Genomic DNA, 17,395 nt, shown 5'->3' with positions numbered 1-17,395 from the left:
CCTTATTCCACCGTGACCGACTTGGCCAAATTGCGGGGCTGATCCACGTCGGTCCCCTTGATCAGGGCCACGTAGTAGGACAGCAGCTGCAGCGGCACCGTGTAGACGATGGGCGCGATCACCTCGTCCACGTGCTCCAGCGACATCACCCGCATGGTGTCGTCGCCTTTAAAGCCGGCGCGTTTGTCGGCAAACACATAGAGAATGCCGCCCCGGGCGCGTACTTCTTCCACGTTGGACTTCAGCTTTTCCAGCAGCTCGTTGTTGGGCGCCACCACGATAATGGGCATGTCGGCGTCAATCAGCGCCAGCGGGCCATGCTTGAGCTCGCCGGCGGCATAGGCCTCGGCGTGAATGTAGGAAATTTCCTTGAGCTTGAGCGCCCCTTCCATGGCGATGGGATACTGCTCGCCCCGGCCCAGGAACAGGCTGTGATACTTGTCGGCAAACTCTTCCGCCAGTTGCTCTATGTCACCGGCCAGGGCCAGGGTGTCAACAATGTGCGCCGGCAGCGAACGCAGCGAGCTCACCAGGCTCGCCTCGGTCTGCTCGCTCATGTTGCCGCGGCAACGGCCCACCGCCGCCACCAGCATCAGCAGCGCCACCAATTGGGTGGTAAACGCCTTGGTAGAAGCCACGCCAATTTCGGCGCCGGCCCGGGTCATAAAGGCCAGATCCGACTCCCGCACCAGGGACGAACCGGGCACGTTACAGATGGTCAGGCTGCCCATGTAGCCGGACTCCTTGGCCAGCCGCAGGGCCGCCAGGGTGTCGGCGGTCTCGCCACTCTGGGACAGGGTGATCAGCAGGCTGTTGGGACGCACCACCGACTTGCGGTAGCGAAACTCCGAGGCGATCTCGATATCGCAGGGCACCCCCGCCAGGGCTTCGAACCAGTAACGGGCGACCATGCCGGCATGGTAGGAGGTGCCACAGGCGATCAGCTGAATATGCTCCACCTTTTCAAAGATGTCCCGGGCGCCGTTGCCAAAAGACTCCACCACCACGCCCTGCTCGCTCAGCCGGCTCTCCAGGGTGTCGGTGATGGCCTTGGGCTGCTCGTGAATTTCCTTCAGCATATGGTGGCGGTATTCCCCCTTGTCGCCGGCGTCATGGATCACGTCCGACTCCTGTTCGGCACGGGTCACCGGCTGGCCGTTGCTGTCAAAAATACGAATCTCCCGGCGGGTCACCTCGGCCACATCCCCCTCTTCCAGGAACAGGAAACGACGGGTGACCGGCAGCAGCGCCAGCTGATCCGAGGCGATAAAGTTCTCGCCTAACCCCAGGCCAATCACCAGGGGTGAACCGGAGCGCGCCACCACCACGCGAGAGTCGTCGTTGACGTCCATCAGCACGGTGCCATAGGCGCCGCGCAGTTCCCTGACCGTGGCCTGCAACGCCGCCAGCAGGCTGTCGGTGTGCTGGCGGTGCCAGTGCACCAGGTGGGCGATCACCTCGGTGTCGGTGTCAGACTCAAACGCATAGCCTTTCTCTTTCAGCACTTCACGCAGTTCTTCGTGGTTTTCGATAATGCCGTTGTGCACCACGGCGATATTGCCGGAAACATGAGGATGGGCATTGCGCTCGGACGGCTCACCATGGGTGGCCCAACGGGTGTGGGCAATGCCGGTGCCGCCGGCCAGCGGCTGCTCGTCAAGGGCGTCGGCCAGCGCCTGCACCTTGCCGAGGCGCCGCACCCGGCCCAGCTGGTTGTCGTGAATAATGGCCACCCCGGCGGAGTCGTAACCCCGGTATTCCAGACGGCGCAGGCCTTCCACCAGAATTTCCGCCACATCACGCTGGGCCACGGCCCCTACAATTCCACACATGCTCTTGTCCTCAGGATGAAGGCGCAATCACCAGGGTGATGCCCTTTTGCTCTAATGCTTGTTGTTCTGCTTCACTAATGCCGCTGTCGGTCACCAGGGTATGAATGGCGTTCCAGGGCAGTTCCAGGTTGGGGATTTTGCGGCCGATCTTGTCGGACTCCACCATCACCACCACTTCCCGGGCTACCTCGGCCATCACCCGCGACAGGCCGGTGAGTTCGTTAAAGGTGGTGGTGCCCCGCTCCAGATCGATGCCGTCGGCGCCAATAAACAGCTGATCAAAGTCGTAAGATCGCAGCACCTGTTCGGCCACTCTGCCCTGAAACGACTCGGAAGACGGATCCCAGGTGCCACCGGTCATCAACAGGGTTGGCTCGGGCTCCAGCTCACGCAGGACATTGGCGATATTGAGCGAGTTGGTCATCACCACCAGGCCACTTTTGCGGCCCAACTCGCCCAACAGTGCCGCCGTGGTGCTGCCGCTGTCGATAATGATGCGGTTGTGATCACGAATGCGCGCCGCCGCCGCCCGGGCCAGTGCCTGCTTTCGTTTTGAAACCGGTTCGGCCGGGCCGTCCGCCACCATTTCGCTCGGCACCGGTACGGCGCCGCCGTAACGGCGCAGCAACAGGCCGTTTTTCTCAAGGGCACCCAGATCCTTGCGAATAGTCACTTCCGAGGTATCAAACCGCCGAGCCAGTTCGTCCACGGTCACCTCGCCCTGCTCATTCAGCAGGGTGATGATGGTATGACGGCGCTGTTGGGTGTTGCGTTTCGACATGACGACATTAAGTTTCGTTTTGAAAGCTGAATGCTAGCAGATCAAAACAAGGGCTGGAAGCTTTAAGCGATTAGTTGTTGTAGGTTGAGAATGAGCGCAGCGAATTCCAACACGAAGCCGGCTGTGACATGTTGTGAATTCGCTGCGCTCATCGCCAGCCTACCCACTGCCGAGAAACATGAGCACAAAAAAACGCGGCCGTGAAATCACAGCCGCGTCGGTTTTATTTCTGGCTTTCAGCTTCGCGCTTCCAGCTTTATTTTTTGGTTGGTCGTGGCCAGTTCTTGATATGGCGCTGGGCCACGCGAGTGATCACCAGCTCGGCTTCGGCCACGTCCTTGGTCACCGTGCTGCCGGCCCCCAGGGTGGCGTTTTTGCCGATGCGCACCGGGGCCACCAATTGCGTGTCGGAGCCGACAAAGACGCCGTCTTCGATCACGGTCTGGAACTTGTTGACGCCGTCATAGTTGCAGGTGATGGTGCCGGCGCCAATGTTCACGCCCGCGCCGATCTCGGCATCGCCCAGATAGCTGAGGTGTCCGGCCTTGGAGCCCTGGCCCAGGCGGGCCTTTTTCATTTCCACAAAGTTGCCGACATGGGCGTCCTCGGCCAGCACGGCACCGGGGCGCAGGCGGGCGAAGGGGCCGGCGCTGCTGGCACAGCCCAGCTCGGCATTCTCGACGATGGAATAGGGTTTCACCTCGGCATCGTCGCCAATGACGCAGTTCTTGAGCATAGCGCCGGCGCCGATTTTCACCCGGTTGCCCAGACGCACCTCCCCTTCGATGATGACATTCACGTCGATCACCACTTCTTCGCCGGCGGTCAGAGTGCCGCGCAGATCGAAGCGGGCCGGATCCAGCAGGCTCACGCCCTCGCGCATCAGCCGCTCGGCCTGCATGCGCTGGTAGGCCCGTTCCAGCCCGGCCAGCTGCACCCTGTCATTGGCCCCTTCCACCTCGGCGGTGCTGGCCGGCTGCACGGTGGCAATGTCGCAGCCATCGCGGTGAGCCATGGCAAAGATGTCGGTCAGGTAATACTCCCCTTGAGCATTGTCGTTGTTCAGCTCGCCCAGCCAGGCCTTGAGTCGGCCGGCATCGGCCACCAGCACACCGGTGTTCACCTCGGTGATGGCCAGCTGTGCCGGCGTGGCGTCCTTTTGCTCGACAATGCCGGTGACCTGGCCGTTCTCCCGCACGATGCGGCCATAGCCGGTGGGGTTGGCCAGATTGACGGTGAGCAGCGCCACGCCATCGGCGGGCTGGGCGGCGATCAGCCGCTGCAGGGTATCCGCCTGCAGCAGCGGGGTATCGCCGTACAGCACCAGCACCTTGTCTTCATCGGCGATATCGGGCAGCGCCACCGCCACCGCGTGGCCGGTGCCCAGCTGTTCGGCCTGGTGGGCCCAGTGCAGATCCGGGGCTTCAATGCGCGCCTTGAGCTGATCGGCGCCGTGGCCGTACACCAGGTGAATGCCATCTACCCCGCAGGCCTGAGCGGCCTCGATCACATGGGCCACCATGGGCTTGTTGGCCACCGGGTGCAGTACCTTGGGCAGGGAAGAGCGCATGCGGGTGCCCTTGCCCGCCGCCAGAATTACCGCCTGAATCGTCATGAAAATATATCCCGTTTGAAATGACCGTGAGGAGTGAGGGGTTAGAGGTGAGGAGTAAAACCCGTTTGCAGAACGGTTGTTTCTCCTCACCCCTCACTCCTGACACCTCACCGTTAATGCCGTTATTGTGATTTTTTCGCAAAAAAAAAGCGACCCTGAGGTCGCTTTTTCGAACGTTCGGCTTAACGTACGTTTTTCTTAACCAACTGCAGCACGCGCAGTTTCGCCATAGCCCGGGCCAGTTCGGCGGCCGCTTCTGCATAGTCCACATCGTGTGAGGAGTTTTGCAGCTTGGCTTCCGCCGAGCGTTTGGCTTCTTCGGCCTTGGCTTTATCCAGATCTTCGGCGCGAATCGCAGTGTCGGCCAGTACCATGACACTGCTGCCCTGCACTTCCAGCATACCGCCGGAAACATACAGAACTTCCTGCTGGCCGGCCTTGGTCACGTATTGCACCAGGCCGGGACGGATTGCCGTCAGCAGGGGGGCGTGTCCGTAACGAACGCCCAATTCACCCTCAGAGCCGGAGACTGTCACCGCGCTGACAGAGCCGGAAAACAGACGCTTCTCGGCACTGACGATGTCCAGGTGAAAGCTATACTCAGCCATCAGGTCCTCCTTAGAGGCTTACAGTTTCTTGGCTTTTTCGACCGCTTCGTCGATGGAGCCAACCATGTAGAACGCCTGCTCGGGCAGCGTGTCGTAGTCGCCGTTCAGGATGCCCTGGAAGCCAGCGATGGTGTCTTTCAGAGACACATACTTGCCGGGGGCACCGGTGAACACTTCGGCCACGAAGAACGGCTGAGACAGGAAACGCTCGATTTTACGGGCGCGGGACACGGTCAGCTTGTCGTCTTCAGACAGTTCGTCCATACCCAGGATGGCGATGATGTCTTTCAGCTCTTTATAGCGCTGCAGCACGGTCTGTACGCCACGGGCAACAGAGTAGTGCTCTTCACCAACCACCTGCGGGTCCAGCTGACGGCTGGTGGAGTCCAGCGGGTCAACGGCCGGGTAGATACCCAGGGCAGCGATCTGACGGCTCAGTACCACGGTCGCATCCAGGTGGGCGAAGGTGGTGGCCGGAGACGGGTCGGTCAAGTCATCCGCGGGCACGTAAACGGCCTGTACGGAGGTGATGGAGCCGGTCTTGGTAGAGGTGATACGCTCCTGCAGAACGCCCATCTCTTCGGCCAGGGTCGGCTGGTAACCTACTGCGGAAGGCATACGGCCCAGCAGTGCGGATACTTCGGTACCGGCCAGGGTGTAACGGTAGATGTTGTCCACGAACAACAGTACGTCACGACCTTCGTCACGGAACTTCTCGGCCATGGTCAGACCGGTCAGGGCCACACGCAGACGGTTGCCGGGCGGCTCGTTCATCTGACCGTATACCAGAGATACCTTGTCCAGTACGTTGGACTCGGTCATTTCGTGGTAGAAGTCGTTACCTTCACGGGTACGCTCACCCACACCGGCAAACACGGAGTAACCGCTGTGCTCGATGGCGATGTTACGGATCAGTTCCATCATGTTTACGGTTTTACCTACACCGGCACCACCGAACAGACCAACCTTACCACCCTTGGCGAAGGGACATACCAGGTCGATTACCTTGATGCCGGTTTCCAGCAGCTCGGCAGAGTTGGACTGCTCTTCGTAGCTGGGGGCTTCGCGGTGAATGGACCAGCGCTCTTCTTCGCCGATGTCGCCTTTTTCGTCGATGGGGTTACCCAGTACGTCCATGATGCGACCCAGGGTCTGAACACCTACCGGCACCTGAATGGGCGCGTTGGTGTTTTCAATTTCCAGACCACGGCGCAGGCCGTCGGAAGAACCCATGGCGATACAACGAACAACGCCGCCGCCGATTTGCTGCTGAACTTCCAGAACCAGACCCTGGCCCTGGCCTTCCGTCGTAATCTTCAGCGCGTCGTATACGTGGGGAACCGCATCTTGCGGGAATTCCACGTCAACAACGGCGCCGATGATTTGGACTATGATACCCTTACTCATGTCAAATCCTCTAAACCTTTGAATACCTTCGCCTTATACGGCACCGGCCCCGGCAACGATCTCACTCAGCTCCTGGGTAATGGCGGCCTGACGGGCCTTGTTATACACCAGTTGCAGATCGTTGATGAGGTTGCCGGCGTTGTCGGTTGCGGCTTTCATCGCCACCATCCGGGCCGCCTGTTCGCTGGCCAGGTTCTCGACCACACCCTGATACACCTGGGATTCCACAAAGCGTACCAGCAGCGTGTCCAGCAGCGATTTGGGGTCCGGCTCATAGAGGTAGTCCCAGCTGTGGCTGGCCACTTCTTCTTCCGATGCAGGCAAAGGCAACAGTTGATCGACCGTCGGCTTTTGCACCATGGTGTTTTCAAACTTGTTGTACACCAGGTACAGCTTGTCTATCTCACCCTTGTCGTATGCCTCAAGCATGACGCTGACCGAGCCAATCAGGCTGTCCAGGGCGGGGTTGTCACCCAGGCCGGAAGCCTGAGCCAGTACCTTGCCGCCATAGCGGTTGAAAAAACTCACCGCTTTGCTGCCGATAAGGCACAGATCAACGCCCACACCCTTGTCGGTGCATGCTTTCATTTCGTTCATGGCAGCCTTGAACACGTTGATGTTCAGACCACCACAAAGGCCACGATCGGTGGAGACGATAATAAAGCCTACGCGCTTGACCTCACGGTCTTCCAGATAGGGGTGCTTGTATTCCAGGTTCCCCTGCGCGATGTGGCCGATCACCTTGCGTATGGTTTCAGCGTATGGGCGGCTGTGGTCCATGCGATCCTGCGCTTTGCGCATTTTCGAGGCGGCCACCATCTCCATAGCGCTGGTGATCTTCTGAGTGTTTTTCACACTCCCGATCTTGCTACGTATTTCTTTTGCGCCGGCCATGTCGCTTCTCCAATTCAGGTGGCAGCAATAAACGCTGCCACATGGTTACCAGGACTGGGTAGCCTTGAAGCTATCCAGCAACGCAGTCAGCTTGGCTACAACGTCTTTGTTGTAGTCGGCTTTCTCGTTGATCTCCGCCATCAGGGCGGCATGTTCTGAATTGGCGTAAGCGAGCAGGGCGTCTTCGAACGTAGTGATGAGCTTCAGCTCAACATCGTCCAGGTAGCCGTTTTCGGCGGCGAACAGGGACAGGGCCTGCTCCGCAACGGACATCGGACGGTATTGCTTCTGCTTCATCAGTTCGGTCACTTTCTGACCGTGGTTCAGCTGCTTGCGAGTAGCATCGTCCAGATCGGAAGAGAACTGGGCGAAGGCGGCCAGTTCGCGATACTGGGCCAGGGCGGTACGGATACCACCAGACAGCTTCTTGACGATCTTGGTCTGGGCTGCACCACCTACACGGGATACGGAGATACCCGGGTCAACGGCCGGACGAATACCGGAGTTGAACAGTTCGGTGGTCAGGAAGATCTGACCGTCGGTGATGGAGATCACGTTGGTCGGTACGAACGCAGACACGTCGCCGGCCTGAGTTTCGATGATCGGCAGCGCAGTCAGTGAACCGGTCTGACCTTTCACTTCGCCATTGGTGAACTTCTCAACGTAGTCGGCAGACACGCGGGAAGCACGCTCCAGCAGGCGGGAGTGCAGGTAGAACACGTCACCCGGGTAGGCTTCACGGCCCGGCGGACGACGCAGCAGCAGAGAGATCTGACGGTAGGCAACGGCCTGCTTGGACAGGTCATCGTACACGATCAGGGCATCTTCACCGCGGTCACGGAAGTACTCACCCATGGCACAACCGGCGTAAGGCGCCAGGTACTGCAGGGCGGCAGACTCGGAAGCGGAAGCAACCACCACGATGGTGTTCTTCAGCGCGTCATGCTCTTCCAGCTTGCGGACCACGTTGGCGATGGTGGACGCTTTCTGGCCGATGGCCACGTACACACATTTAATGCCGGAGTCTTTCTGGTTGATGATGGCGTCAACGGCCAGGGCGGTTTTACCCACCTGACGGTCACCGATGATCAGCTCACGCTGGCCACGGCCGATAGGAATCATAGCGTCAACGGCCTTGTAGCCGGTCTGTACCGGCTGGTCTACCGACTGACGGTCGATTACGCCGGGCGCAATCACTTCTACCGGAGAAGTGATATCGGTCTCGATGGCGCCCTTGCCGTCGATCGGCTCACCCAGGGTGTTAACCACACGGCCCAGCAGGCTGCGGCCTACCGGAACTTCCAGGATACGACCGGTGGAGTGAACCTTGGTGCCTTCGGCCAGATCGGCATAAGGACCCATGACCACGGCGCCCACGGAGTCGCGCTCCAGGTTCAGTGCCAGGGCGTAACGGTTGCCCGGCAGTTCAATCATTTCACCTTGCATGATGTCAGCAAGGCCGTGAATACGAATGATGCCATCGCTTACGGACACGATGGTACCTTCGTTTCGTGCTTCACTGACAACATTGAATTGCTCGATGCGCTGTTTGATCAGCTCGGCAATTTCAGTTGAATTCAGTTGCATGCTCTATTCCCCAATCAAGATTGCAGCGTTTCGGCCAAGCGGGACAGACGGCCCCGCACACTTCCGTCGATAACCAGGTCGCCGGCCTTGATGATAATGCCGGCCATCAGGCTCTTGTCGACGCTGCAATTCAGGTTCACCTGGCGTCCCAGACGCTGTTCCAGTGAAGCCTGAATCTTGGCCACTTGTTGCTTGGTCAGTTTGGCGGCAGATACCACATCGGCATCCACTACCCGGTCCAGTTCCGCCTTCATTTCGGCGAATTCCCGCACCACTGCCGGCAACACACTCAAGCGTCCGTTTTCAGCCAGAACCCGAATCAGGTTCTGGCCTTGCTCGTCGAGCTGTTCGCCACAGACAGCCAAAAACACTTCGGCCATCTTTTCCGCGTTCAGATCGCTGCTCAACACCTGGGCCATGCTGTCGTTTTGTGCCACTTCGGCGGCAAACGTCAGCATGGACAACCAGTTGTCGACCGCTTTTTTCTCAACGGCAAAATCGAAAGCTGCTTTGGCATAGGGGCGAGCAATGGTTTTCATTTCCATGGCTCTGATTCCCTTACAGTTCAGCTACTACTTTCTCAACGATGTCGCTGTTGGCAGCGGCATCAATCTGACGCTCGAGGATTCTCTCTGCACCCACCAGGGCAAGAGCAGCAACCTGCTTGCGCAGTTCCTCTTTGACACGGTTGCGTTCGGCTTCAACTTCCGCCTGGGCCTGTGCCAGAATCTTTTCACGCTCGGCCTGAGCCTCACGCGTTGCATCCTCGATGATCTGGGCCTTACGCTTGTTGGCCTGCTCAACAATTTGAGCAGACTGCAGCTTGGCTTCCTTCAGCTGTTCGGTTGCATTGGTCTGCGCCAGTGCCAGGTCTTTCTTGGCACGTTCGGCCGAAGACAGACCTTCGGCAATTTCTTTCTGGCGCTTCTCGATGGCACCCATGATGGGGGGCCATACGAACTTCATGCAGAACCAAACGAAGATGATAAACGCGATCGTTTGACCGAGGATTGTTGCGTTCATGTTCATCGCAACTCTCCTTTAAAGTTGGTTAGCAGACTGATTAACGTGCCGGGCCATTAGGCTACGGCGAAGATCAGGTACAGAGCCATACCAACGGTGATCATCGGGATGGCGTCAACCAGACCTACCACGATGAAGAAGTTGCCGCGCAGGGCAGGCAGCATGTCAGGCTGACGAGCAGCACTTTCCAGGAACTTGCCACCCAGCATAGAGATACCGATAGCACCACCGATAGAAGCCAGACCCAGCATGAGAGCGGCAGCGATGAAAATCATTTCCATTTTTTTTCTCCAATTGTTAGCGGTTAGAACGACAGCTTGTTAAATTTTTGTTATCGTTAATTAATGTTCTTCATAGGCCATCGACATGTAGACGACGGTCAGGATCATGAAGATGAAAGCCTGCAGAGTGATTACCAGAATGTGGAAAATCGCCCACGGCACATTAAGGACCCATTGAGACCACCACGGCAGCAGACCCGCGATGAGGATGAAGATCATCTCACCGGCGTACATGTTGCCGAACAGTCGCAGACCCAGGGAGATGGGTTTTGCGATCAGGGATACAGTCTCAAGCACCAGGTTAACGGGAATCATGGACCAGTGGTTCAGCGGTTGCATGGTCAGCTCTTTTACAAAGCCGGACACGCCCTTCATCTTGATGCTGTAGAAAATGATCAGGAAGAAGACACCGAACGCCATGGACATGGTGATGTTAACATCGGCGGAAGGAACAACCCTCAGGTAAGGAACGCCCAGCAATTGCGCACCATAGGGCAGATAGTCGACCGGGATAAGGTCCATCAGGTTCATCAGGAATACCCAGACAAAAATGGTCAGCGCCAACGGCGCGATCAACGCACTTTTGCCATGGAAGACGTCCTTGACAGATTTATCCACAAACTCAACCAGCAGCTCGATGGCACATTGCCACTTGCCTGGAACTCCGGTGGTAGCACGGGATGCCACCTTGCTGAAGCCCCACAAGAACAGCGCGCCCAGGACAACGGAAACAAGCAAAGAATCGATATTCAACGCCCAGAATCCCGAACCAATCTGCAGGTGTTGCAGGTGGTGAGAGATATAACCCTGGGAAGTTAGGACATCTCCTGTTGCAGCCATGTGTTTTCCTAGTAACGGTTGTTGAGAGTGAATGAAAGAATCCACTGCATCAGCAATGCCAGGGCGTAAGCCGCGTACAGGGGCAAGATACTCACCTCCATGTACTTGAACACCACCACAAACAGCATGATGGTGCTGGCCAGCTTAATCCCTGCCCCGCTGTAAAAGCTCGCCACAATGCTTTGCGGCGTGGCGTCACCGGCGCTTCTGGCCAGCACCACCACACTGAAAAGGCATTGGGGAACCCAGTAGATTCCGCCTCCAATGAAGGCGGAACGGGCGGCGGCCTCCCCCTGTCCGAAACCGAACAGGCTGGCGACTGCCACCACCAGGAGAAATTGATAAACCAGTATCGCCAGCGCCACTTGTCTGTCACTGAGGTGCCGGGTTTTCTGCTTCACAACCACTCCTGATACAGTTAGGGGCCTTTCCAATGGCATCCATCGGTTAAGCCCCAAAAAAGCAGGTCAAATTATACCCGTGAACGACACAAATGCAATTGCACTAAATCCTTATTTTTTACGGATTTCAGCGCTTTTTTTGGGCATTTTCGGTACGGTTGACCTGATTGAAGAATTACTACAAATTTTGCGTTCGCTCAGCCGCCGGGTTCATCCCCCAGGCCGAAGAAATTCCCTATTTTATCCAGCTCATTCAATGAGTTGTAGGAAATCACCAACTTACCTTTGTCCTTGTTGGTGGACTTGATTTCCACTTTTATTCCTAATTTTTCACCAAACTCCCGTTCGAGCTGGTCCATGAACAGCGAGCGGGGCTGCTCTGTTTGGGGCTTTTCCGGCGCAAGGCTGCGTTTTACCAGCTTTTCGGTTTCCCGCACCGTCAGCCCCTGCTGCGCCACGGTGTGGGCCAGCCGCGACTGGGCTTCCCCTTCCAGGGTCAGCAGCGCGCGGGCATGACCCATTTCCAGGGAGCCGTGCTCCACCAGCTGTTTGACGTCATCGTTGAGTTGATTGAGGCGCAGCAGGTTGCTCACCGCACTGCGGCTCTTGCCCACGGCGTCGGCCACCGTCTGGTGAGTGAATGCAAACTCCTCAATGAGCCGGGACAGGGCGCGGGCCTCTTCCATCACGTTGAGATCTTCACGCTGAATGTTTTCGATCAGGCCGATGGCCAGGGCTTCCTTGTCGGATACCGGCTTGACCAGTACAGGAACCTTGCTCAGGCCCGCCATGCGGGCGGCCCGCCAGCGTCGCTCACCGGCCAGGATCTCGTAACCGCCGGCCTCGAGCGGGCGCACTACGATGGGCTGAATAATGCCCTGCTGGCGAATGGATTCGGCCAGTTCTTCCAGCGCCGGCTGGGACATGTCCCGGCGGGGCTGGTATTTACCCGGCTGCAGGCTGCCGATGGCGAGCGCCTGCAGTTCGCCGCCGGCACCCGCTTCGGAGTGGCTGTCGGCCTGCTCCCGGCGCAGATTGGCGGCCGAGCTGGTGCTGAGCAGGGCGTCCAGGCCCTTGCCCAGTCCACGACGTTTGATATTCATGCTGTCTGTTCCACCTGTTCGGGGTTGGCCTGCTGATCTTCGGCCCGGCGCAGGATCTCGCCGGCCAGGGCGAGGTAGGACTTGGCGCCCACCGAGGACTTGTCGTAATACATGGCGGGAGTGCCGTGGCTGGGCGCCTCGGCCAGGCGCACGTTGCGCGGAATTACGGTGCGATACACCTTGTCACCGAAATAGCTCTTGAGCTGATCCGACACCTCGCTGGAGAGGCGGTTGCGGTGATCGTACATGGTACGCAAAATGCCTTCGATCTTCAGCGCCGGGTTGACCACCGCCGCCAGCTTGCTGATGGTATCGACCAGCGCGGTCAGCCCCTCCAGCGCGAAATATTCGCACTGCATGGGTACCAGCACCGAATCCGCCGCCGACATGGCATTGACCGTCAGCAGGTTGAGGGACGGCGGGCAGTCGATAAAAATGTAGTCATAGTGCTCCCGCACCGGGGCCAGGGCGTTGCGCAGACGCACTTCCCGGGCAAAAAACTCCATCAGCTTGATTTCGGCGGCAGTGACATCGCCGTTGCCGGCAATCAGGTGATAACCGCCGCTGGTGTCGGTGACCACCACCTCTTCCACCGGCCGCTCGTCCACCAGCAGCTCGTAGGCGGTGCAGTCCACCTGATATTTGTCGATGCCGCTGGCCATGGTGGCGTTGCCCTGGGGATCGAGATCAATCACCAGCACGTTGCGTTTGGTGGCCGCCATGGAGGCGGCCAGATTGACACAGGTGGTGGTTTTACCTACACCACCTTTCTGATTGGCAATGGCAATGACTTTTCCCACCGAAAACCTCTACTGGCTGGCTTGCGAAATGACCACCAGATGGCGGTCGCCTTCCTGCTCGGGCACGTGCAGCGGATAAACACCGTGACATATCAGGTGAGCGGGCAGGGATTGCAGCTCCTGCTCCGGAATAACCCCCTTGAGGGCGAGAAAACGGCCATGGGGAGCGGGCAGGTGCGCGCACCAGCTTAGCATGTCATCGAGGGAAGCAAAGGCCCGGCTCAGCACACCGTCAAACTTTTGCTCGGGCTGAAAGGCCTCTACCCGGCTCTGCACCGCGTCCACATTGGTCAGCCCCAGCTGATGCACCACGGTGCGAATAAAGCGAATGCGCTTGCCCAGGCTGTCGAGCAACACAAACTGCTTGTCGGGATTAATGATTGCCAGGGGCAGGCCAGGCAGGCCCGGGCCGGTGCCCACGTCGATAAAACGTTCACCTTCGAGGTAAGGGCTCACTACCAGGCTGTCCATGATATGGCGCACCAGCATGGACTCGGGATCCCGTACCGAGGTGAGGTTATAGGCCTTGTTCCACTTGTCGAGCAGCCCCACCAGGGCCACCAGTTGTTCCGCCTGCCGCTCGTTAACCTCAAGAGTGGTCTCGGCCAGCAGGGCTTGCAGTCGTTGCAGCATCATCACCCTCACGCCGACTTGCGCAGCAGGCCGCGCTTTTTGAGATGAACCAGCAGAATAGAAATGGCTGCGGGGGTTACCCCGGAAATGCGCGAGGCCTGGCCGAGCGTCTCGGGACGAGCCTGATTAAGCTTGGCGATCACCTCGTTGGACAGGCCGGAGACCTCGGCATATTCCAGATCCAGCGGTAATCGAGTGTGCTCGTTGCGCAGCTGTTTCTGAATTTCGTCCTTTTGGCGTTCGATATAACCGGCGTATTTGGTCTGAATTTCCACCTGCTCGGCGGCCTGCTCATGGTCGATGCCCGGGCCAATGCCCTCGATGGCCATAAGCGTGGCGTAGTCGAGCTCGGGGCGACGCAGCAGTTCTTCCAGATTGTGCTCCCGGCTGAGCGGGGTTTTCAGTTTTTCGTTCAGGGCCGGGGCGGCGGCGTGTTTGGGATTGATCCAGGTGCCGCGCAGACGCTGGCTTTCCTGCTCAATGCGTTCCACCTTGTCGCAGAACAACGACCAGCGGTGATCGTCCACCAGTCCAAGCCGGCGGCCTTCTTCGGTCAGGCGCAGATCGGCGTTGTCTTCCCGTAGCAGCAGGCGATATTCGGCCCGGCTGGTAAACATGCGGTAGGGCTCCTGGGTTCCCAGGGTGGACAGATCGTCCATCATCACCCCCAGGTAGGCCTGATCCCGGCGCGGTGACCAGGCATCACGACCAAAGGCGCGCAGGGCGGCGTTGGTGCCTGCCAGCAGCCCTTGGGCGCCCGCTTCCTCGTAGCCGGTGGTGCCATTGATCTGGCCGGCAAAGAACAGGTTGTGCAGGCACTTGTTTTCCATGTTGGATCGCAGATCCCGCGGATCGAAATAATCGTATTCGATGGCATAGCCGGGACGAATGATATGGGCCTGCTCAAAGCCGCGGATCGAACGTACGATCTGTACCTGCACGTCGAACGGCAGGCTGGTGGAGATGCCATTGGGATACAGTTCGGTGCTGGTCAGGCCTTCCGGTTCCACAAAGATCTGGTGCGCGTTTTTGTCGGCAAAGCGCATGATCTTGTCTTCGATCGACGGGCAGTAACGGGGGCCGATCCCCTCGATCACGCCGGCATACATGGGGCTGCGATCCAGGTTTTGGCGAATCACTTCATGGGTCTGTTCGTTGGTATGCGTGATGTAACAGGGCACCTGCTGCGGTTGATCCGCCCGGCTGCCGATGAAGGAGAACACCGGGGTCGGGTTGTCACCGGGCTGGGGCTGCATTACCGAAAAGTCCACACTGCGGGCATCAATGCGCGGCGGTGTGCCGGTCTTGAGCCGGTCGATGCGCAGCGGCAATTCACGCAGGCGGCTGGCCAGGGCGATGGATGGCGGATCTCCGGCGCGGCCGCCCTGATAGTTGTCCATGCCGATATGAATGCGGCCGTTGAGAAAGGTGCCCACGGTCAGCACTACGGTTTTGGCGCGGAATTTCAGCCCGGTCTGGGTAACCACGCCGGTGACGGTGTCTCCGTCAAGGATCAGATCGTCGCAGGCCTGCTGAAAGATCTTCAGGTTGGGCTGGTTTTCCAGTCGGGTTCTGACCGCCTGACGATAGAGCTGACGATCCGCCTGGGCGCGGGTAGCTCGTACCGCAGGGCCTTTTGATGCGTTCAGGGTACGGAACTGAATGCCGGCATTGTCGGCGGCCTGGGCCATGATGCCGCCCAGGGCATCGATCTCCTTGACCAGGTGTCCCTTACCGATGCCGCCAATGGCCGGATTGCAGGACATCTGCCCGAGCGTGTCGATATTGTGAGTCAACAACAGGGTGTTTGCCCCCATGCGGGCGGCGGCGGCGGCGGCTTCTGTACCGGCATGGCCACCACCAACGACGATGACGTCAAACCATTCTTCATATTGCATAGCGAACACTCTTGAAACACTCAGGTGAAAGGATCACGAACCCATGATGCCGACCGTCGGGTGGATCGGATGGCCTTGTTCAGGGGGCAAACATTTTAGCCGTTTTGCCGAACGGATGGAAACCGGATCGAGCGGATCCGTTGATCGCTTATAGATCTATGATCTTTAGATCGATCTTCTATTGGATCTATTATTAGCTTTCGCCGGATCTGTGTATAAGCGCTTTTTGATCATGGAGATCATTCACTTACCACCGATCGCTTGATGTGGAAAACGGATCCCGGACCCGCGTATGACCGGTGATTAACTTGCCACTTTATTCACAGGCGCTCGAGGTGATGAATTTAATTTATAGGATAACTATAGGTTTGGCACCGGTTTTATCCATAGTTATCAACATAAGCCATGGAAAGTAAAAATCCCGAGGGCATGACATTTGCCTCGGGATCTGTTGATAACTCGGTGGAAGAAAGGAGATCGCCCCTGGGCGCAAGATCGGACGACGCGCTCCAGGGGCTGGAGTATCAGTGGATCCCGGCCTGCTTCAGGCACTGATCCAGCCAGCGTATTCCCTGCTGCTCGGGCAGATCCCCCCGGCTTACATCAATCTCGAGGCGATCGCCGATCCGTTCCGCACCCAGGGTATTTAGCTGTTGATCCAGCTTTTGAATGGCGTGGCAAAAGGTATCGTAGCTGGTATCCCCCAGGCCCACGGCCAGGTACTGCAAGCCCTGCAGGACCGGGGCCTGCTGCTGTAGTTGCTCATAAAAAGGCTGAATGTTGTCGGGCAGATCTCCGGCTCCGTGGGTGGAGCACAGCAGCAGCAGAACATGATCGGGGGCGATCAAGATGTGATCAAGCTGGGGAGAAGTGTGAATAACCGTGGTATGACCCTTGGTTTGCAGTTGATCGGCCATTTCCTCGGCCAGATCCTCGGCGTTGCCGAGGGTGGATCCCACCAGCAGGGTAAAGTAACTCATAAGGTAACTCGCATGACTATCAGGCCCGTTATCTTAACCCAATATGGAATATTGAGCCCTCAGCCACCCACCGAATACAGATGGAACTCGTTGCCCTCAAAGTCCAGTATGACGCCTTCCGCAGTGATGCTGCGTACGGTTAACCCGTTGGTATGATCTCCTTCCCGCAGCATTTGACCGTTGATCTTGGCCCTGCGCGCGGCGGGATCCGGCGAGTATATGTGCACCGACAGGGTCAGGGCGGGCAGCCGGGCGCGAATGCCGGCGGACAGCGCACGAAGATTTGGCACGCCGGGCTCATGGGCCGACTCGGGTGTGGCATTGGCGGTTGCCGGCGGTGGGGCAACCACGCCGTGATGGGCCGATGGCTCCGTGTTTGAGTCGTGCAATCGAATGGCCGAAGGCGCTTCCACCAGAATGCGGGGCGCGTGAGTTCCGCTGATGACGGGGGCGGTTGAGGGTGTTACCTGGGAAGCTGGCGCAGGAGCGGAGGGCGGCCCCACCAGCCAGGGGACGCCAAACCGACCCAGCCCATAGCCGGCCGGCAACGCCAGCAGCAGGATCAGCAGCAGCCAGGGCAGGCGACGCCGGTAAAACGGCGGCGAGGGCGGCGGTGGCACCTCGGCGAGGATCGCGGGTCCAGTCACCGGCGCCTGGCCGTTGCGGCGGCGTTCCGATTGTTTTAGGGCATCGAGAATATAAGACATGGCAA

Annotated in this window: 18 protein-coding genes; all 18 read right to left on the bottom strand. The window is 58.6% G+C overall.

The genetic code is table 11. From position 1 onward, the window contains the following. Nucleotides 1-2: 2 nt before the first annotated feature. Entirely contained in the window at nucleotides 3-1,832 is a 1,830-nt protein-coding gene (gene glmS, locus B6S08_RS17020; RefSeq protein WP_094202006.1) for a glutamine--fructose-6-phosphate transaminase (isomerizing), read from the bottom strand. 10 nt (nucleotides 1,833-1,842) lie between these two features. Next, nucleotides 1,843-2,613: a DeoR/GlpR family DNA-binding transcription regulator gene (locus tag B6S08_RS17015; RefSeq protein WP_094202005.1), complete on the bottom strand. Its 771-nt coding sequence runs from the start codon at nucleotides 2,611-2,613 to the stop codon at nucleotides 1,843-1,845. Between the two features lie 256 nt (nucleotides 2,614-2,869). Beyond that, the gene (gene glmU / locus B6S08_RS17010; RefSeq protein WP_094202004.1) at nucleotides 2,870-4,228 is read right to left on the bottom strand and encodes a bifunctional UDP-N-acetylglucosamine diphosphorylase/glucosamine-1-phosphate N-acetyltransferase GlmU; all 1,359 of its coding nucleotides are present in this window, start codon (nucleotides 4,226-4,228) and stop codon (nucleotides 2,870-2,872) included. Between the two features lie 182 nt (nucleotides 4,229-4,410). Further along, on the bottom strand, nucleotides 4,411-4,836 hold the full coding sequence (locus tag B6S08_RS17005; protein WP_094202003.1) for a F0F1 ATP synthase subunit epsilon: 426 nt from the start codon (nucleotides 4,834-4,836) through the stop codon (nucleotides 4,411-4,413). Between the two features lie 18 nt (nucleotides 4,837-4,854). Next, on the bottom strand, nucleotides 4,855-6,243 hold the full coding sequence (gene atpD, locus B6S08_RS17000) for a F0F1 ATP synthase subunit beta (protein WP_094202002.1): 1,389 nt from the start codon (nucleotides 6,241-6,243) through the stop codon (nucleotides 4,855-4,857). Nucleotides 6,244-6,276: 33 nt separating this feature from the next. Next, nucleotides 6,277-7,137, bottom strand: a complete 861-nt coding sequence (gene atpG, locus B6S08_RS16995; protein WP_094202001.1) for a F0F1 ATP synthase subunit gamma — start codon at nucleotides 7,135-7,137, stop codon at nucleotides 6,277-6,279. Nucleotides 7,138-7,182: 45 nt separating this feature from the next. Then, a complete protein-coding gene (atpA, locus tag B6S08_RS16990; RefSeq protein WP_094202000.1) occupies nucleotides 7,183-8,724 on the bottom strand; it encodes a F0F1 ATP synthase subunit alpha in 1,542 nt (513 codons plus the stop codon). A 14-nt stretch (nucleotides 8,725-8,738) separates the two neighbouring features. Continuing rightward, nucleotides 8,739-9,269, bottom strand: a complete 531-nt coding sequence (atpH, locus tag B6S08_RS16985) for a F0F1 ATP synthase subunit delta (protein ID WP_094201999.1) — start codon at nucleotides 9,267-9,269, stop codon at nucleotides 8,739-8,741. Between the two features lie 13 nt (nucleotides 9,270-9,282). Next, entirely contained in the window at nucleotides 9,283-9,753 is a 471-nt protein-coding gene (gene atpF, locus B6S08_RS16980; protein WP_014290940.1) for a F0F1 ATP synthase subunit B, read from the bottom strand. Nucleotides 9,754-9,803: 50 nt separating this feature from the next. Then, nucleotides 9,804-10,028 carry a F0F1 ATP synthase subunit C gene (atpE, locus tag B6S08_RS16975; RefSeq protein WP_071471457.1) on the bottom strand — a complete coding sequence of 75 codons (225 nt, stop codon included), beginning with the start codon at nucleotides 10,026-10,028 and terminating at the stop codon, nucleotides 9,804-9,806. A 60-nt stretch (nucleotides 10,029-10,088) separates the two neighbouring features. Continuing rightward, a complete protein-coding gene (atpB, locus tag B6S08_RS16970) occupies nucleotides 10,089-10,868 on the bottom strand; it encodes a F0F1 ATP synthase subunit A (RefSeq protein ID WP_094201998.1) in 780 nt (259 codons plus the stop codon). A gap of 8 nt (nucleotides 10,869-10,876) precedes the next feature. Continuing rightward, nucleotides 10,877-11,269, bottom strand: a complete 393-nt coding sequence (locus B6S08_RS16965; RefSeq protein WP_094201997.1) for an ATP synthase subunit I — start codon at nucleotides 11,267-11,269, stop codon at nucleotides 10,877-10,879. A 197-nt stretch (nucleotides 11,270-11,466) separates the two neighbouring features. Continuing rightward, entirely contained in the window at nucleotides 11,467-12,372 is a 906-nt protein-coding gene (locus tag B6S08_RS16960) for a ParB/RepB/Spo0J family partition protein (RefSeq protein ID WP_094201996.1), read from the bottom strand. Beyond that, nucleotides 12,369-13,172 (bottom strand): ParA family protein, encoded by an 804-nt coding sequence (locus B6S08_RS16955; RefSeq protein ID WP_094201995.1) that lies wholly within the window; start codon nucleotides 13,170-13,172, stop codon nucleotides 12,369-12,371. Before B6S08_RS16955 ends, B6S08_RS16960 begins: the two co-directional genes overlap by 4 nt. Nucleotides 13,173-13,181: 9 nt before the next feature. Beyond that, nucleotides 13,182-13,805, bottom strand: coding sequence for a 16S rRNA (guanine(527)-N(7))-methyltransferase RsmG (gene rsmG / locus B6S08_RS16950; protein ID WP_094202019.1), 624 nt, complete (start codon nucleotides 13,803-13,805; stop codon nucleotides 13,182-13,184). An 8-nt stretch (nucleotides 13,806-13,813) separates the two neighbouring features. Next, entirely contained in the window at nucleotides 13,814-15,703 is a 1,890-nt protein-coding gene (mnmG, locus tag B6S08_RS16945; protein WP_094201994.1) for a tRNA uridine-5-carboxymethylaminomethyl(34) synthesis enzyme MnmG, read from the bottom strand. Between the two features lie 524 nt (nucleotides 15,704-16,227). Next, the gene (mioC, locus tag B6S08_RS16940; RefSeq protein ID WP_094201993.1) at nucleotides 16,228-16,683 is read right to left on the bottom strand and encodes an FMN-binding protein MioC; all 456 of its coding nucleotides are present in this window, start codon (nucleotides 16,681-16,683) and stop codon (nucleotides 16,228-16,230) included. A 59-nt stretch (nucleotides 16,684-16,742) separates the two neighbouring features. Further along, a complete protein-coding gene (locus tag B6S08_RS16935; RefSeq protein ID WP_094201992.1) occupies nucleotides 16,743-17,390 on the bottom strand; it encodes a general secretion pathway protein GspB in 648 nt (215 codons plus the stop codon). Between the last annotated feature and the right edge of the window lie 5 nt (nucleotides 17,391-17,395).

The sequence above is a fragment of the Oceanimonas doudoroffii genome (assembly GCF_002242685.1).
Classification (GTDB): Bacteria; Pseudomonadota; Gammaproteobacteria; order Enterobacterales; family Aeromonadaceae; genus Oceanimonas; species Oceanimonas doudoroffii.
The sequence above is the reverse complement of the archived record's forward strand: the minus strand, read 5'-3'. Positions and strand labels throughout refer to the sequence as shown.

Coding starts and splice junctions, on each gene's coding strand:
- atpH (WP_094201999.1), bottom strand. CDS start 9,269: ATGGAAATGAAAACCATTGCTCGCCCCTATGCCAAAGCAGCTTTCGAT.
- B6S08_RS16960 (WP_094201996.1), bottom strand. CDS start 12,372: ATGAATATCAAACGTCGTGGACTGGGCAAGGGCCTGGACGCCCTGCTC.
- atpF (WP_014290940.1), bottom strand. CDS start 9,753: ATGAACATGAACGCAACAATCCTCGGTCAAACGATCGCGTTTATCATC.
- rsmG (WP_094202019.1), bottom strand. CDS start 13,805: ATGCTGCAACGACTGCAAGCCCTGCTGGCCGAGACCACTCTTGAGGTT.
- B6S08_RS17015 (WP_094202005.1), bottom strand. CDS start 2,613: ATGTCGAAACGCAACACCCAACAGCGCCGTCATACCATCATCACCCTG.
- atpE (WP_071471457.1), bottom strand. CDS start 10,028: ATGGAAATGATTTTCATCGCTGCCGCTCTCATGCTGGGTCTGGCTTCT.
- B6S08_RS16935 (WP_094201992.1), bottom strand. CDS start 17,390: ATGTCTTATATTCTCGATGCCCTAAAACAATCGGAACGCCGCCGCAAC.
- atpA (WP_094202000.1), bottom strand. CDS start 8,724: ATGCAACTGAATTCAACTGAAATTGCCGAGCTGATCAAACAGCGCATC.
- atpG (WP_094202001.1), bottom strand. CDS start 7,137: ATGGCCGGCGCAAAAGAAATACGTAGCAAGATCGGGAGTGTGAAAAAC.
- B6S08_RS17005 (WP_094202003.1), bottom strand. CDS start 4,836: ATGGCTGAGTATAGCTTTCACCTGGACATCGTCAGTGCCGAGAAGCGT.
- glmU (WP_094202004.1), bottom strand. CDS start 4,228: ATGACGATTCAGGCGGTAATTCTGGCGGCGGGCAAGGGCACCCGCATG.
- mnmG (WP_094201994.1), bottom strand. CDS start 15,703: ATGCAATATGAAGAATGGTTTGACGTCATCGTCGTTGGTGGTGGCCAT.
- mioC (WP_094201993.1), bottom strand. CDS start 16,683: ATGAGTTACTTTACCCTGCTGGTGGGATCCACCCTCGGCAACGCCGAG.
- atpD (WP_094202002.1), bottom strand. CDS start 6,243: ATGAGTAAGGGTATCATAGTCCAAATCATCGGCGCCGTTGTTGACGTG.
- glmS (WP_094202006.1), bottom strand. CDS start 1,832: ATGTGTGGAATTGTAGGGGCCGTGGCCCAGCGTGATGTGGCGGAAATT.
- atpB (WP_094201998.1), bottom strand. CDS start 10,868: ATGGCTGCAACAGGAGATGTCCTAACTTCCCAGGGTTATATCTCTCAC.